The sequence below is a fragment of the Bacillus sp. JAS24-2 genome (genome assembly GCF_008274905.1).
Taxonomy (GTDB): domain Bacteria; phylum Bacillota; class Bacilli; order Bacillales; family Bacillaceae_G; genus Bacillus_A; species Bacillus_A cereus.
This window is the reverse complement of the sequence record NZ_CP031068.1, coordinates 2,196,155-2,212,528: the sequence shown is the minus strand read 5'-3', so window position 1 is coordinate 2,212,528 and position 16,374 is coordinate 2,196,155. Positions and strand designations below refer to the sequence as shown.

The window sequence follows — 16,374 nt, the reverse complement described above, 5'->3', positions numbered from 1 at the left end:
CATATACAACACCATACTTTCTATTTCCTTTATAAATTTTTATTTTTTAACGTCCGCTCAATTTGTTTAAAACGTATCTCATGTTTCTTATCGTCACCTTTCATTTTAGGAAAAGAACGACGCCTCCGTTCGATCTATGTACTTATCAATGGAGTATTTTGTTGAGTTCCAATATGTAATATTGCATATTTCGCACTTTTAATTTTTGTATATGTGATAATTTATTTATAAAAATATAAATTATTAATAAGGGTGATTTATATGAGCAAGTTCCGAAAGAAGATGATTAAATATTTGCAAACATTTTGGGGATGCTTAGCATTTGGTGTATTAATGTTTGCTATCTTCTTAATTACGGATTTAACAGATGCATCTTTAAATACATTAGGCTGGAGAGACTGGCTAGGTTCTGTAGCAGGCGCAACCATTTTATCTGTTGGGATGTTTACTTTAAATAAATTGAATTTAAAATAAATATTCGGTCAATACTGAATGTGGGCTGTATGCCAACATTCATTTAAAGTAGTCTTCTCTGTATCTCCTTGTATTGAGCAGTTAGCTTTTGCTAGCCGCTCTTTTATTTTGTTCCGGTTCTTGCCTCTTAAAGAACTCTTTATCTACTTTCCCCCAATAAGTACACATATCTATTCTCCATTGCTACAAAATGAAATCTTTATTTTGTTTTACGCGTCGCTTCTTCAATCAGCCAAGATACAATATTAAAATCATTAGCTTCACCCTTTAAAGATGTTCCGTTCCAAAAGCATTCTTTCATCACTTCAAGTAATTTTTCAACAGCTTCAATTCATCTCATATTCATTTTCCCTTTCTCCCAAATAACTATTTTGTTTTATTAATTAACTGATTAATAAAACAAACACCTTTATTAAACATTCCATGTTTCTTCACCCCTTGAATATTTTTCAAATAAAAATACATACTATTTTCAAGCCGCCGTGTCCATGGCTAATACCTCTTTCTTTTGATGTATATTTTTTAAGAAATCGAAAATAATACCAACAAGCTGTTTGAACTAGCAGCTTCACTCTTCTCGCAATGGGGATGCAAATTATCACAATTAGCTAACTCATTGAACTCACTGGCAGACAACCAAAATCGTTGTCTGCTTTTTGTATGAGATTTTTCGTTTTACATATACTACTTTTGAACCTGCAGACCAATACGAGCCATTTTGGTACTTGGGATTTCCCTTCCGGGGATAAGTATTTTTTACTTATCCCTTTTTTGTATAGACACGTATATTTAGGGTAAAACTAATTACAAGCAGATTTTCTGTTTATGCGTAGTTCTAAACAAGATTACTTTTTCTCCTATTAAAGGACGGCAGGTACGACTGCTAGTCCTTTTTTCTTATTTCGCATATTATCACTACATTACCTTCATCGTCATAAGCAATTTCCCCATAAGGATGGCAGTGGTACTTCTCGAGTTCCTCATTGATCAAAACTAACAAATTAGTTTTCCAGTTTCCAACGATCGTACACCAATACGAGTTTAATCCTTCATAAACTTCTCTTGTTCTATTTCGATAATTGCGGAATGTGTAATGAAAATACTCGCTCGCTTCAATACCTTTTCTTTTAATCAAAGTGTTCTGCTGAATGATAGTAATACCCTTGCTCTAATGGTTTTGGACTATAAAATTTCCTTTATAAATTTCAAATGCGGTGAATGAAATTTTGTTTTTTTCTTGCCATCATCCTTGTTGTATACAAACAAAAAAGAGCCACAATATTTTGCGACTCTTTTACAATTATAACTATTTAACGGCCACGTCTTTGCTGACCTTGCTTTGTACTACCTTTTTTATTACTTGGCTTATTAAATGATCGGTTATTTTCATTTCTAGAACTATTTCTTGAATCACTTCTTGAGCTATTTCTTGAATCACGTCTTGATTCACTTCTTGAACCTTCGCGGCTATCTCTTTGACGATTTTGACCTGATTTCTTCGGAGCTGGCTTTGGTACCGGTTTTCCGTTTTCATCTACACGTTTTATCTTCGGTTGTTCGATTATTTCTCTTTGTATTGGTGCACCAAGCGTTTTTTCAATTTCTTCTAAATGTTTTTCATCTTTCGCTGCAACGAACGTAATTGCAAGACCTGATCCACCTGCACGTCCTGTTCGGCCAATACGGTGAATATAACTTTCTACATCTTCAGGGATGTCAAAGTTAAATACGTGCGTTACACCATCTACATCAAGTCCACGAGCTGCTACATCCGTTGCGATTAAGTACTGAATTTTAGCTTCGCGGAAACTCTTCATAACTCTTTCACGTTTCGCTTGAGGTATATCACCATGAAGTTCAGCACAATTATAACCTAATCCTTTTAAATTATCATAAAGCTTACTTGCTCTAACCTTTGTACGACAGAAAATAACAGCTAAAAATGGCTGATCACGATCCATAACAAAACGAAGTGCATCTGGCTTTGCACGGTCTGTCGTCTCAATGACACGCTGCTCAATTGTATCAACCGTTACTTCTTCACTTTGTACTTGAATCATTTGCGGCTCATCCATATAACGTTTCGCTAATTTTTTAATATCTTTTGGCATCGTTGCTGAGAATAACATCGTTTGTTTACTACCTGGTGTCTCATCTAAAATATCTTCAATATCATATAAGAAACCGAAATAAAGCATTTGATCCGCTTCATCTAGTACAATCGTTGAAAGATTACTTAAATCAATTGTTTCACGTCGTATATGATCTAATAATCGTCCTGGTGTTGCAACAACAATATGTGTATTACCTTTTAATTTTCTCAATTGTTGTGCTACATCTTGCCCACCATAAATCGCTAGTACATTAATATCTTCTCTTTGAACAAGCATTTTTTTAATTTCAGTTGTAATTTGCAGAGCTAGTTCCCTTGTTGGTGCAACAATTAAGGCCTGAACATCACTAGACTCTGGATCGATTTTTTCTAAAATCGGTAACACGAATGCTAACGTTTTACCCGTTCCTGTTTTCGCCTGCCCAATAATATCTTTACCTGACATAATAACAGGAATTGCCTTCTCTTGAATTGGTGTTGCTTCTGTAATTCCATTTTCACGTAATGTATGATTAAAAGTTTCACTAATTCCTAATTCTAAAAAGTTTTTCAAATAGACCACTTCTTTTCCTTATTTTTCACATTAGCTTTCATTGTACCATTTGTTTCGCCAAATATGAAAAATAAAAAAATTCTTATCTTCTTTTTTTATATTCATCCTGTACTAGATGAACAAATTCTTTTTGCTTTTTCTCAGATTTTATTAATGCTTCCATGTTAGTAGAAGACAAAATGAACTTCTTAATTTTGCTATTACAGCAAATAACGAACCCATCTTCTCCCCCCTATACCCTTGCTCAAATTATATATATTCTTCTTTACATATATATTTCAATTTTACCGAAATATAATGTTACTGATTTGGTTGAAATCGCAAAATATATGAACTAAAAAACCGATCTTTTCGATTTAGGAAAGACCGGTTTTCATTAGTTTATACAGTAAGCTTTCCTCCATGATAGCAATAATACTCTGCTGCTTTAAAACTTTTAATCCTATTTAAAGACTGTTTCGCTTTTTCTATATCTAAACAAAAATTCGGATTAGCTATTACTAACTCACTATTCTCTTGAACAGCCGCATCTCCCGTAATTACACAATCTAAATTCGGAAAATATAATGAAATATGCCCCGAAGTATGTCCTGGCGTCGCTACTATTTGACATTCATTATTCAAAATCATTTGACCATCATGCACTTTTTCATCGACGGAAATATGTTTTATATTTTTTAACTGTTGTATAAACCATTTACCAAATTCTTTTTCTTCATTTGGCATACGTTCTAACATTACTTCAGCTTGAACTAACCTCTCTGATTTTATATCACCACTAATATAGTTAGATTCAATTTCACTAGCAATAATATTAATTTGAGGATATTTCACTTTAAAATCATATAAAGCCCCTAGATGATCATCATCATAATGAGTAATAATTATATTTTTTAAGTTTTTCATCTCATATCCATGTTTTAATATTGCATTTTCAATTAAAGGTAAAAAACTTGTATATCCTGTATCGACTAATGTTAATTCATTATGTACTATAATTAAACTTGGATAAACACATTGTTTTTGCCCGTTAAATTCGAATTCAATTGGTAGTTCTATTATTTTCATTTTGCTTCCCCCATACCGCTTATAAAATGCATAATAATAACTAAATCATCCACATACATTTTACAATATATATACTATGTAACGGAACACTATGAATCGTTACATAATCCACATTATATTATTTTAAACAGGTAATCCCCTATTTTTATGGAAATATATAATTAAGAAAAACAATAAAATTGATTAATCTCTCACTTCTTTGTCCATCCTTTTAAAAAATCTATGTTTTGTAAAAGGAGTGTTTATATGGAGAAACAGACACTTTGGAAAAAGTTCAAAAAAAGCTCTGTAAACCTCGGTAAATCTAGCGTATATGAAAGTATTATTTTATTCTACACAATGAAAAAGAAAGAATTACCTACTAAGGCGGAATTCATAATATTAGCCGCTTTATCTTATTACGTATTAACAATCGATTTCATTCCAGATATAGCTGCTATTATTGGGATTGGCTTATTAGATGATGTTTTAGCAATCGCTGTAGCGCATAAATATGTGATGCGCCATGCAGATGCTGAAATTCGAGAGAAGAGCAAAGTAAAGATGGAATCATTATTTACTTCAGCACAAGCATAATGAAATTATCTAGTCATTTACCTACCTTTTTACTTTCAAATAAAGCTAACTGTAATTAATAATAGTTCCACCTCACTGAATATTACCCTTCACCATGAGAGCATAGCAGAATAAATTCCTAAACAAAAGCATTTCTCTTAGCTCTCAAACCGTAAACAAATAGGGAATCAGCACTTGTTCCTAAGTTCTGACTCCCTTTTATTTGTTCTTATATCTATCTGTTATACAGTTTCATACGTTCCCTTATACAAAACTGCTATTGCCGCTACTATAAGAATCATACCCATAAAAGCAGGTGCGGCATGACCAAGTGATACATAGATTTGTCCTCCAATAATCGGACCAATCATTCTTGCTAAAGCTTGAATAGATTGGCTTCCACCTTGAATCCTTCCTTGTTCATTAGAATTGACAGACTTTGAAAGCATCCCGTTGAATGAAGGCCCGAAAATTGAATCCCCAAAACCAAACATTAGCATTCCAACGATAAGTAGTGGAGAGAGTGAAAATACAGCTGATGCTGCAATAAAACTGTATCCTATAATCTCCGAAACCATCCCAAGAATTGCTATTTGTTTATCACTAAGATTGATTAAAAGCTTTGGCATGATAAAACTTTGTGAAACAATGTCTTGAAAGCCCAAAATTGAAAACATAAGTCCGATTAATGCAGGTTTCCAACTGAAAGTATCCATTGTAAATTGCGTGAAAATTGCTTGTAAAGATCCGTTAGGTATCCAAAGTAAAAACGCTGAGATAAGTAACCATTTTAAATTTTTCATGGAAAGTATATTTGCTAGCTGTGCAAAAGGATTTAACCTTACAAAAGTAATCTCTTTTAACCTGTTATTTTTGTCAAGGCTCTCAGGCATGTATTTCATACCATATAAAACATTTAATAAAGTTATGAACGCTCCAAAGTATAAAGGTACAGAATGACCAAACTTTGCAAGTAAGCCCCCAAGAGTTGGTCCAATAATAGTTCCCACACCTACAACTGCACTCACCCATCCAAAGTATTTCGTTCTCTGCTCTTTCGGAATGATGTCTGCAAAATATGCGAAGATAGTACTTATGCTCCCACCTGTTATACCTTCTATTATGCGTCCAGCAAATAATACCCATAAAGCTCCTCCTATGCCAAAAACTAAGTACCCAATTGCAGAACCAAATAAGCATATTAAAAGTAATGGACGACGGCCATACTTATCGCTTAAAGCCCCGAGTGCTGGAGCAGCTAAAAACACGGAGGCCGCATATACGGAAGTTAGTAGTGTAACAACTAATGCTTGTTCTTCCGGATTACTTGTATATGGCTGTACTAAGAATGGGACTACAGGCATGATGATACTGAAACCTATACCACAAAGAAATACAGAAATAAGTCCGAATAGTAAAGCATGTTTATCTATGCTTTTTTCAGTTTCCCTTTCATTTTGTGATCTAAATATAGACATTTAACTTCTCTCCTTAAAATATTTTGTTGCTTTGTCAACAAAATGATAACCCTGTTTTGTTGATTAGTCAACAAAGATAAAATAATAAAAAAGCAGCCTATTCTCATATTAGAGTAAGGCTGCCATTTTATTATTAAAATGTATTACGATTTAATATGTATACCTTGTTTCTTTATTTCTGCATCCAAATGTCTACTATACTTTTCCACAAAGCTAATTATACTGTCGAATTCTTCTTCAGTTACTTGCTCAAATACAGCTTTATCCCGCTCTTGAAACTCTTTGTGCAGATCTTCATGGATTTTATAAATTTCTTTCCCTTGTTCGGTAAGCTTAAAATAAATTTCTTTCTTATTTTCTGACTTTTGGTAGCTTTCAACAAGGCCTTTTTGTATGAGCTTCTTAGTCATTCTACTTATAGCACCGCGAGTCACATAAAAAGCCTCTGCGAGTTGTGTCACGTTAGAATCTGCATTGTTTTCAATATATTCAATACAGTGGACTTCAGAAGACTTAAACCCTTTAAGACCTTCTTCCATCTTATCTTTATTAAGCCAAACCAGCTTATTATATAATTCCCTGAAACCGTTCATGACCTGTTCTTCTTTATTCATGACCTGCCCTCCTCACCGCTCATTAGCACATTAAAACTATTATATTAAATTTCTGCTTACGTTTCGACAATATTGAAATAATTATTGTAACATTAAAGATATGTGTAAAAATAGGCGCTTAAATAAAACAATTCATTAGACAGCAAATTCTGCAAGTTTATTACTACTTACAGTAAATGGTAGACAAAAAGTAAGAGCTAAGATCATTTCTCTTAGCTCTTCTTTCATAAAACTATTTCACTTCATTAGCGACAAAAAAGTGCTCACATACACTTGATATGCGCTGTAAGTCCACGTTCCCACCAGATATAACAGCCACTACTTTTTTCCCTTTTATATAACTATCAACTTTTCCCGCAAGAAGTGCAGCAGTTGCTAATGCACCTGCACCTTCTACAACAGCTTTCCCACGTTGTAATAAATCTTTCATCGCTACTTCCAGCTCTTTTTCTGATACAGTTACAATATCATCTACTAATTCTTTTACAATTTCAAATGTTAATTCTCCTGGTATTTTAACTGCGCAACCATCTGCAATAGTAGGGGCCTCATAATGTTCTACGATTGCGCCTTTATCGTAAGATGCCTTCATTCCATGAACATTATCTGCTTGGACACCAATTATATTAATGGATGGATTAAAAGATTTTAATGCTACAGAAATACCAGAAATAATTCCGCCTCCACCTATTGGTACAATGACAGTATCTACATCCCACATATCATCAAGAATGTCTAATCCAATTGTACCTTGACCAGCCATTACCTCTACATCATCATATGGATGTAAGTATGTTTCACCTGTTTCCCTTATAATTTCTTCACATTTTACCTTTGCATCATCAAAGGTTTCACCATGTAAAATCACTTCAGATCCATATCCTTTTGTTGCTTCAACTTTTGCCTGAGGTGCAGAAATTGGCATAACAATTTTACTCTTAATACCGAGTAAATGAGCAGATAATGCAACTCCTTGTGCATGATTACCTGCTGAACATGCGATTACACCTCTTTCTTTTTCTTGATCCGTGAGCCGTGACATTTTATTAAATGCGCCACGAAATTTAAAAGAACCCGTTAATTGCATATTTTCTAATTTCAAATGTATTTCTCCGCCCGTTTTACTAGTCAAATAAAAAGATTTTACTAATGGCGTTTTACGAGCATTTCTATCTAGAATCTTGTGAGCTTTTTTAATATCGTCTATATGTAATGGTAGTTTTCTAGTTATCATACTGACACCTCTTCCAAAGTTCTATTTCTAAGTTTTCGTAAGTCGTAGCTCCTTTATACGAAAAGAAAAAATCTTTATATATGTACCCCACTCTGAAATAAACACATTTGCAAACAATTTAACATCCTCTTCATATCGCGTTCTTTATAATGATTTAAACATGCAATTTGGATCCAATTATTCTTTTGTAAATAAGATGACTCATAATGAACGATGTATCCTTGTAATGCTAATGCATCGCCTACTACTTTAGAAGAATGGTCTTCGCTTAATACAATAGTAAGTATAATTGGCGCGGCATGTTCTTTAGGTGAAACAAGCTTTAAGCCCATATCAGTAATAACTTCTTCAACATATTCGTATGTCTCTTTAATTTTTACAAATACCTTTTCATCTTCAAATCTCTTCAACGCTTCTTGCAATGCATAAATTAAATTCCATGATTGTGAGTATGGAATGTTTTCATTTTCTTCATACATGCCAATGTCCATATAGGCTGGCACAGCCTCGTTTATTTTTACAATGTGGTTATAAAAAACGAAAGAAATTCCTGTATATGATTTAATCGCTTTACCGCTAACACCACTCGCAAAATACACATCCTTCAAGTCTAATGGTATTGCTCCAATTGAGCTTATGCAATCTACACATAGTTTTATTTGATTCTCGTTACAAAGAGTATTTAGCTCGTTTAAATCATTTAACATTCCAGTAGATGTTTCATGATGAACAAACCAAATCCATTCATAATTTCCAGTTGTCATGATTTCTTCTAATTCGGTATAAATAAATGGATCTCCCATTTCCTTTTTATACGTATCAAAATGTAACTGTGCTCGTTTTGCATGTCCAACTAATCTATTACCAAATTCCCCATTTGTTAATACTAGTCCTTTCCCTTTTAAAGAACGTAACTGTAAAGCAATCGCATCATTTGCTAACGTCCCTGTTCCTAACATAAGCTGTACATGTTTTGCTTTTGTCATATAAAGTAACCGTTTTTTCACATTGTCCATCATCACTTGAAATGACTTAGAGCGATGCGAAATAGGCCGCGTAGAAAATGCCTTTCGAACGTTCTCTTCAATATCTACTGGACCAGGTAAAAACGTATATTCTTTCGTCATAATCCCCCCAACACTCGACTCTTCAAACATAGCAGGGGTAACATACATTGGCTGGAAGGCTGCTTCTTCTGCACCAACTAACGTATGGAAAGATTTGAATCCCATTTGCTCATATAAAGCTAGTTCACGTGTTGTTGCAGAAATGAGTGCTAATTCATATCCATTTAGAAGCAAATAACGATGTAGAAAACGAATTAATCCTAACAACGCTCTTCCATTTCTATATTCACGTTCTACTGAAAGTAAACGAATTTCATACATTTTTTCTCCATGCTCTTGCAAATAAACATCTAAATTTGAGATTTTATAATCTAACGAGAATGGTCGTTTTCCCCGCACTGCGACCATACCTACTAATCTATCCTCATCTAAACAAATTAAATATGTATTTTCTTTATGAAACCGATCTATACGAAACCGGTCTTTCGTTTCTTCATGTTGTGGTATCTCTTCCACAAAAGTTTTATAATTTAATTTATGTATACTTTCAAATTCCCAATCTTGATCAGCAACTTTATAAATTAACCCCATGCCTTATCTCCTTTATCTATTTAATAAAAAATGATAAGTGGAGATTATCCCCACTTATTAAACATTCATTTTATTCTCGATTCACATATAGAATAAGTACAATAATCATTCCACTTAATATAGTGGTAACAATAGAATAAGAATAAAGAATCATACAAATTGGTAAACAAGCAATTGTAATTAGTCCTGGCTTCGTAAACCCTTTAAATATTAAATAAAATACAATAAAAATGCCTAAGAGGGTAAGCGCTATCAAATAATCAAATGCGATTAGTCCTCCTATAAATGTTGAAATACCTTTACCGCCCTTGCCTTTAAATAAAACTGGGTAAATATGTCCAATAATAACGGACAATAATGTTAACATTACGAATGTAGGATCTTCAAAAAGATATTTTGCTACAGCAACAACGATTGCCCCTTTAATCGCATCCCCTAAAAATGTAGCGATGAAATACCCTTTTCCATATACGCGCCCCATATTTCTTGCGCCAGGATTTCCGCTTCCTTCATCCCTAATATCAACGTTATGTCTCAATTTTGTTACTATATAAGCGGTCAATATGTTTCCAATTAAATAAGAAGCCACCAAATATAAAAACTGCATACTATTAATCATGTAATCATTCACTTTCTACATGGGATTACATATACAATATTCAATTATTACGTATATTGTACGTTTTTAACATACATCCCTTTATACATTTTAACATCATATTTTTACAAATCATACAAAAATTCTCATACACTATTTTTAAAAATATATATCCCTCATTAAATAATATGTTCCTTTCACTGCCATTTCTGCTTGTGATACGAATGTAATTTCTTTCATACTATCTTCACAGCATTTCTTAAATACAGCAAATATTTCAGGAACTAAACGCAATATACTGCCACTTACTGCAATTGGCGTTGAGTGCTTAAAGTTCAACTTGTTATAAACACTTACTGTAATCCTTGCCAATTCCTTTCCAGCTTGCATCATAATTTCATACGCATCATCATTGCCATTTCTCGCTTCCTGAATAACTAATGGCGCGATTGCTGCAATTTTATCTTTAGAAGAAGTATATACTAAGCTTTTTATATGAGACGGTGTCAAAAGTTGAAACTGCCTTTGAATGTTCAAACTCAATGGACAAAGACTGATTCCTTGATCGAACTGAATTGCCATTCTCTTTAAAGCTTGTAATGCAATCCAATATCCGCTCCCCTCATCTCCTAAAATATGTCCCCATCCACCGCTATACTGATATACTTCCCCTTTCTTTCCGATACAAATTGCACCTGTACCACCTATAGTTAATATTCCCTCCTTACCTTTTAAAGCAGCTGCATGCGCGATCATTGCATCATTAAAAATTTCAATTTTTGTTCCGTATTTCTTTTTTAAACGTAATGTTAATTCATTTGTATTCCCTCCGCTTATACCAGCTAATCCTAAACAAATACAAACGCAATGCTCATTCATTAAACTCTTCTGGCATTGATTAATTGCTTCCATAATATGCAAAAGTGCCTGGTCAAAATCTATTAATACATTTCCAAATCTGCTCGTACCTCTTACAACTTCATTTCCATCTTGATCAAATGCAATTGCCTCTGTCTTCGTTCCCCCGCCATCTACTCCAATCATATACTTCATATGTTCGCCTCATTTTCATCTGCGTATGGAGGGAATGTTATATTCCCTAAAATTACGGAATTCTTAGCACCTGTTGCGCTCGGCACATTACTCGGATTACGATGATATGTTTCATTTGCTAAAATGGCAAAGGCGATTGCTTCCTTCGCTTCTGAAGAATAGCCTATATCTTCTTGAAGGAATAATGCACATTTTTCTTCTTTCAATCCATGCCGTATCATTTCTACAAGTGTATCATTATAACTTCCGCCACCACCTAGAATTACCTCATCGATTTCATAATACGGCAGAATAAACTCCTTATAATGATAAACAATTGAACTTGCTGTAAACCTTGTGACAGTCGTCAATATATTTTCTTTACTATGCTTTTCAAACCGCTTTAATAACTCACTGACAAATTCTTCTCCAAACTGTTCTCTACCAGTTGATTTCGGTGGATTCATTTTCAAAAATGGATGATTCATACAATATGTCAAAACCTCTTCTACAACTACTCCTTGTTTTGCAATGTTACCATTTTGATCATATGACAACTGAAACAACCTTTGACATACTTCATCCATTACCATATTACCTGGACCTGTATCAAATGCTATAACGCTTTTCTCACTTAGTTGACTTGGTATTACAGTCACATTACCAATCCCGCCGATATTTTGTAGTAGTCTATTTTTAGTTTGGTGACGATATAAAATAATCTCTGAATATGGTACAAGTGGTGCTCCTTGTCCTCCAGCTGCCATGTCCATCGTTCGAAAATTAGAAATAACCGTCGTATTCGTTTCATACGCTATAATTGCTGGTTCTCCAATTTGTAATGTAGAAGGAATCATACCTCCATCTTGCTGTGGCTGATGATAAATCGTTTGTCCGTGAGAACCAATTAAATCTAATTGTCTCAAAGGAAAATTGGCCTCTTTACAAACTTCCTTTACAGCGTTTGCGAAGCGTAAACCGAGTTTAAAATTCAAACTGCATATAAGTTGTACATTTGAATTTTCTATTGATAATGCCTGCTGGATATCATTTTTCATATCATTACAAAATGGCACAGTAGTAAAATGGATGAGTTCAACTTTAGAATCTACACCGCTTCCATCTATATGAACGAGTGCTACATCTATTCCGTCTAACGAAGTACCGGACATTACCCCTGCAACATACATAACATGCATGACCTCCTATTTACTAAAAAACAATCATGTAAGTAACCAACGTACAACCAATCGAAAACAATATAAATCTAAAAAACAACTGAGCTTTCGATGCAAACGATCCATCAATGAAAGAAACAACTACCGTAAGCAAAACGCTTGCCGCAATACTTGTAACGAGCCAAATACTATGCATTTGTGATAAATTTAGCATGCCTAATAAAGGAACAAAAAGTAAATTTGCACAAATCACTCCAAATAGTAATAAAAACACACCTTTATAACTAAATTTTATATTCATTCTATTTCCCCCTTTCTAGTTTTAATGTGAAAGAAGTGATAGACAAAAAGTCTATCACTCAAAATAACAGCATGTAGATTAAGGATTAACCGACTCTCCGTCACCATTCTTTTCGATTTCAAGCATATTTTTGTCGTACATTTTAAAGAATGGTAAATAAATAAGGAACGATATTGTTATATTTATAAAAACTAATACAATCGCACGCCAATCTCCACCTGTTGCTAAATATGCACCAATTGGAGCAGGTAATGTCCATGGCGGCATAATATGCGTTGGTGTTACAAATCCCATTGCGGTTGCAGCATACGCTATAGTAGCTGTTACTAACGGGGTAATGACGAAAGGAATAATTAAAATTGGATTTAATACAATCGGCAAACCGAATATAACCGGTTCATTTATATTAAAAATCCCAGGGACAATACATGTTCTCGATAATGCTTTTGAATATTTTGATCGACCAAATATAATCATAGCTAACACAAGCCCTAACGTTGCACCCGAACCACCAATCCAAATAAACCATTGATAAAACGGTTCTGGTGCAATAAACGGAAAATGACTCGCTCCACTTGCTACAGCTTCACCGTTCTTTCCTAAATACACATCCCAAAGTGGCCTTGCCACAGTACCTACAACTGATACTCCGTGTATCCCGAAAGACCAGAAAAACGTAATTAAAAATACAGGTATAATAACGCCAAAGTAACTATCACCAGCTTTTACTAACGGTGCGGCTAGTTTATCTACAACGTAATGTAAATCAACTTTAAAAACGACTGTAATAAGACTCATCATAATAATAACGAATGCTGCAGGTATAAGTGCTTCAAATGAACGTGATACTGACGGTGGTACTTGTTCTGGCATTTTTATCGTTACGTTATTCTTCTTACAAAACCTTAAAATCTCAACTGATAAAATAGAGACGATCATCGTCACAAATAATCCATGACCTCCAAGATTTGTCATCGGAAGCATGAATCCTTTTTTATCAATTAACTCAGGCGTTAATGTTAAAAGTAGTGAACATACCGCAAGCTGTGCTCCTGATAAAGCATCTAATTTATAACTTTTCGCTAAATTATATCCTATTCCAAATGCTATATATAAGGACATAATAAACATAGTTAAACGATATGGTATCAATATACTTGTTTGATTCTTTAATGCCCAAACCGATATGAAACTATCTTTCGGCAGTGGTGGAAATGCTACTATTAAAAAAAAGCTTCCTACTATAATAAATGGTAACGCCGAAATAACTCCATCACGGATTGCTTGTAGATGCCTCTGCTCAGAAAGCCTTGCCATCGGGCCAGATAAGTTTTTATCAAGAAACGTGACAAACTTATTCATAACGCTTCCTCCTAACTAATTAATTCATTTACAGTTTTTAATAAAGTCGGGCCTCCAAGTGGCGTGTATGCTTGCGGTGGAATGATGCCACACGGAATAGATTCCTCCTCTGCAAATTTTTTTACAGAGTCAAATCGGTGTCTTATTTGAGGTGCCACCATTACGACATCCCAGCCATTCTTTACTTCTTCCTCTACCTCATTCGTTCCAATTGCATGCACTTCCATGTTCACACCATTTTTCTCCGCTTCTTTTTTTAAAGCGTTTACAACAATTGCACTGGACATTCCTCCAGAACAGACGAACAAAACTTTCATTTATTAATCCTCCTATACTTATAATTTATTACCCTTCAAATGAAAGGAAGTTTCACTTTACTAACAAGCATATGAAGTAGTAAATGAATTTAGTTATAATGAAAGTAAATTTCATTAAAAATATTTTTCCTATTAAATTAATGTTTCAATATGCAATTTTCTCTATTGCAAAGTCAACCTCGCCTCCTATATTATTTTAAATAATCATATGATAGGGAGGCGTATAAATGATCGTTAAACGTTTATTAATGATATGTTGTATCGTCATCTTGTTCATCCCTTTCTCTTTCATTCCCCCTCACTCTACTTATGCTGAAGTAAATACTGCATACAAAAAACATGAATTACGTGCTGTATGGATTGCATCTGTTCTGAATATTGATTGGCCCTCAAAAACTGGCTTACCCATTGAAAAACAGAAACAAGAATTTATAAGATTATTAGACGATGTAAAAAGCACTGGTATGAATGCAGTTGTTGTACAAATTAAACCAACCGCTGATGCTTTCTATCCTTCAAATTACGGTCCTTGGTCTGAATACATTACAGGAACACAAGGAAAAGATCCTGGTTATGACCCGCTTGCATTTATGATTGAAGAAACTCATAAAAGAAATATAGAATTCCACGCTTGGATTAACCCATACCGAATAACGATGAATCACACCGATATAAATCGATTATCAAATAATCACCCTGCAAGGCAACATCCCAATTGGGTTGTCCCTTATGGCGGAAAGTTATATTACAATCCCGGTATTCCAGAAGTGAAAAAATTTATAACAGAAGGTGCTTTAGAAATCGTGCAAAATTACGATATTGATGCGCTGCATATGGATGATTATTTTTATCCATATAAAGTAGCCGGTGAAGAATTTCCAGATCAGAAAACGTACGAAACATATAATAACGGTAGATTTACAAATATAGAAGATTGGCGACGTAACAATGTAAATGAACTTGTAAAAGATTTAAATACTGCTATAAAACAAGAAAAATCATATGTAAAGTTTGGCATTAGTCCGTTCGGCGTATGGAGAAATATAGCTGACGATCCGACTGGCTCTAACACAACCGCAGGCCAAAGAAACTATGATGACCTTTATGCTGACACACGTGAGTGGATACAAAAAGGATATATTGACTACATTACACCGCAAATATATTGGAATATAGGTTTCACCCCAGCTGCATATGACATATTAGTAGATTGGTGGGTTAAAGAAACAAATAACAAACCGATTCACCTATACATCGGTCAAGCGGCCTATAAAATTAATAATAACTCCGTCCCTGCTTGGTCTGATCCAGAAGAATATCCAAGACAAATTGCATTAAACCGGCTATATCCTGAAATAAAAGGTAGTATGCATTTTAGCTTAAAAGATATTAATAACAATCCACTTGGAGTTAAAGATAGACTCTCAAAAGACATATATAAACATCCTGCATTAATCCCGCCTATGCCTTGGATTGATCATGATCCACCAAAACAACCGACTTTAAAAGGTGCCATTCCAAGAAATGAAGGTATTGCAATTGGCATCATTGACAATAGAGATAATGATTCTGCTTATTACGCTATTTACCGCGCGAATGGGAAAAATGAAGTGGATATACAAAATCCGAAAAATTTACTTACTACTGTAAGAAAAACAAAACTTGGAGAAATTTATGTAGATAAAACCGTTATTTCTGGAGAAACGTATACGTATGTCGTAACTGCAGTTGATCGATTGCATAATGAAAGTGTGGCTTCTAGTCATACTACCGTTAGTGCAAAATAAAATCTCATAACAAAAAGCGCCCTAAAGCTGTGATACTTAGCTTTTAAGGCGC

The 16,374-nt window shown here is 34.1% G+C and carries 15 protein-coding genes; 3 read left to right on the top strand and 12 right to left on the bottom strand.

Features of this window, described 5'->3' with window-relative positions; translation table 11 throughout:
* The first annotated feature begins 261 nt into the window (after positions 1-261).
* Positions 262-474 (top strand): hypothetical protein, encoded by a 213-nt coding sequence (locus DN407_RS11545; protein WP_000033159.1) that lies wholly within the window; start codon positions 262-264, stop codon positions 472-474.
* Positions 475-1,784: 1,310 nt separating this feature from the next.
* On the opposite strand, the gene DN407_RS11540 is transcribed toward DN407_RS11545, so the two are convergent.
* Both DN407_RS11540 and DN407_RS11535 read right to left on the bottom strand, forming a co-directional pair.
* Positions 1,785-3,149 (bottom strand): DEAD/DEAH box helicase, encoded by a 1,365-nt coding sequence (locus tag DN407_RS11540; protein WP_002196494.1) that lies wholly within the window; start codon positions 3,147-3,149, stop codon positions 1,785-1,787.
* Between the two features lie 372 nt (positions 3,150-3,521).
* A complete protein-coding gene (locus tag DN407_RS11535; RefSeq protein WP_000691175.1) occupies positions 3,522-4,208 on the bottom strand; it encodes an MBL fold metallo-hydrolase in 687 nt (228 codons plus the stop codon).
* 246 nt (positions 4,209-4,454) lie between these two features.
* On the opposite strand from DN407_RS11535, the gene DN407_RS11530 reads away from it, so the two are divergent.
* Positions 4,455-4,784 (top strand): YkvA family protein, encoded by a 330-nt coding sequence (locus DN407_RS11530; RefSeq protein ID WP_149216262.1) that lies wholly within the window; start codon positions 4,455-4,457, stop codon positions 4,782-4,784.
* A 221-nt stretch (positions 4,785-5,005) separates the two neighbouring features.
* Here DN407_RS11530 and DN407_RS11525 read toward each other — a convergent pair whose 3' ends face one another.
* The 10 genes from DN407_RS11525 to DN407_RS11480 all read right to left on the bottom strand — a co-directional run bounded on the left by DN407_RS11525 (position 5,006) and on the right by DN407_RS11480 (position 14,535).
* The gene (locus DN407_RS11525; protein ID WP_000021826.1) at positions 5,006-6,241 is read right to left on the bottom strand and encodes an MFS transporter; all 1,236 of its coding nucleotides are present in this window, start codon (positions 6,239-6,241) and stop codon (positions 5,006-5,008) included.
* Between the two features lie 143 nt (positions 6,242-6,384).
* Positions 6,385-6,855: a MarR family transcriptional regulator gene (locus DN407_RS11520; protein WP_001030900.1), complete on the bottom strand. Its 471-nt coding sequence runs from the start codon at positions 6,853-6,855 to the stop codon at positions 6,385-6,387.
* A 232-nt stretch (positions 6,856-7,087) separates the two neighbouring features.
* Complete coding sequence (gene tdcB, locus DN407_RS11515) at positions 7,088-8,089, bottom strand: bifunctional threonine ammonia-lyase/L-serine ammonia-lyase TdcB (protein ID WP_000632959.1); 1,002 nt, start codon at positions 8,087-8,089, stop codon at positions 7,088-7,090.
* Between the two features lie 74 nt (positions 8,090-8,163).
* On the bottom strand, positions 8,164-9,747 hold the full coding sequence (locus tag DN407_RS11510) for an aminotransferase class V-fold PLP-dependent enzyme (RefSeq protein WP_149216261.1): 1,584 nt from the start codon (positions 9,745-9,747) through the stop codon (positions 8,164-8,166).
* Between the two features lie 70 nt (positions 9,748-9,817).
* A complete protein-coding gene (gene plsY / locus DN407_RS11505; RefSeq protein ID WP_000610873.1) occupies positions 9,818-10,366 on the bottom strand; it encodes a glycerol-3-phosphate 1-O-acyltransferase PlsY in 549 nt (182 codons plus the stop codon).
* A 138-nt stretch (positions 10,367-10,504) separates the two neighbouring features.
* Positions 10,505-11,398: a BadF/BadG/BcrA/BcrD ATPase family protein gene (locus DN407_RS11500; protein ID WP_000876620.1), complete on the bottom strand. Its 894-nt coding sequence runs from the start codon at positions 11,396-11,398 to the stop codon at positions 10,505-10,507.
* Complete coding sequence (gene anmK / locus DN407_RS11495) at positions 11,395-12,567, bottom strand: anhydro-N-acetylmuramic acid kinase AnmK (protein ID WP_000289011.1); 1,173 nt, start codon at positions 12,565-12,567, stop codon at positions 11,395-11,397. The genes DN407_RS11500 and anmK overlap by 4 nt, the downstream gene beginning before the upstream one ends.
* Positions 12,568-12,589: 22 nt before the next feature.
* Entirely contained in the window at positions 12,590-12,856 is a 267-nt protein-coding gene (locus DN407_RS11490; protein WP_001021966.1) for a hypothetical protein, read from the bottom strand.
* Between the two features lie 78 nt (positions 12,857-12,934).
* A complete protein-coding gene (locus tag DN407_RS11485; RefSeq protein WP_001032294.1) occupies positions 12,935-14,218 on the bottom strand; it encodes a PTS sugar transporter subunit IIC in 1,284 nt (427 codons plus the stop codon).
* Positions 14,219-14,229: 11 nt separating this feature from the next.
* On the bottom strand, positions 14,230-14,535 hold the full coding sequence (locus DN407_RS11480) for a PTS sugar transporter subunit IIB (RefSeq protein ID WP_000865907.1): 306 nt from the start codon (positions 14,533-14,535) through the stop codon (positions 14,230-14,232).
* Positions 14,536-14,762: 227 nt separating this feature from the next.
* Here DN407_RS11480 and DN407_RS11475 point away from each other — a divergent pair, with 227 nt between their 5' ends.
* Positions 14,763-16,322: a glycoside hydrolase family 10-like protein gene (locus DN407_RS11475; RefSeq protein WP_118414495.1), complete on the top strand. Its 1,560-nt coding sequence runs from the start codon at positions 14,763-14,765 to the stop codon at positions 16,320-16,322.
* The last annotated feature ends 52 nt before the right edge of the window (positions 16,323-16,374 follow it).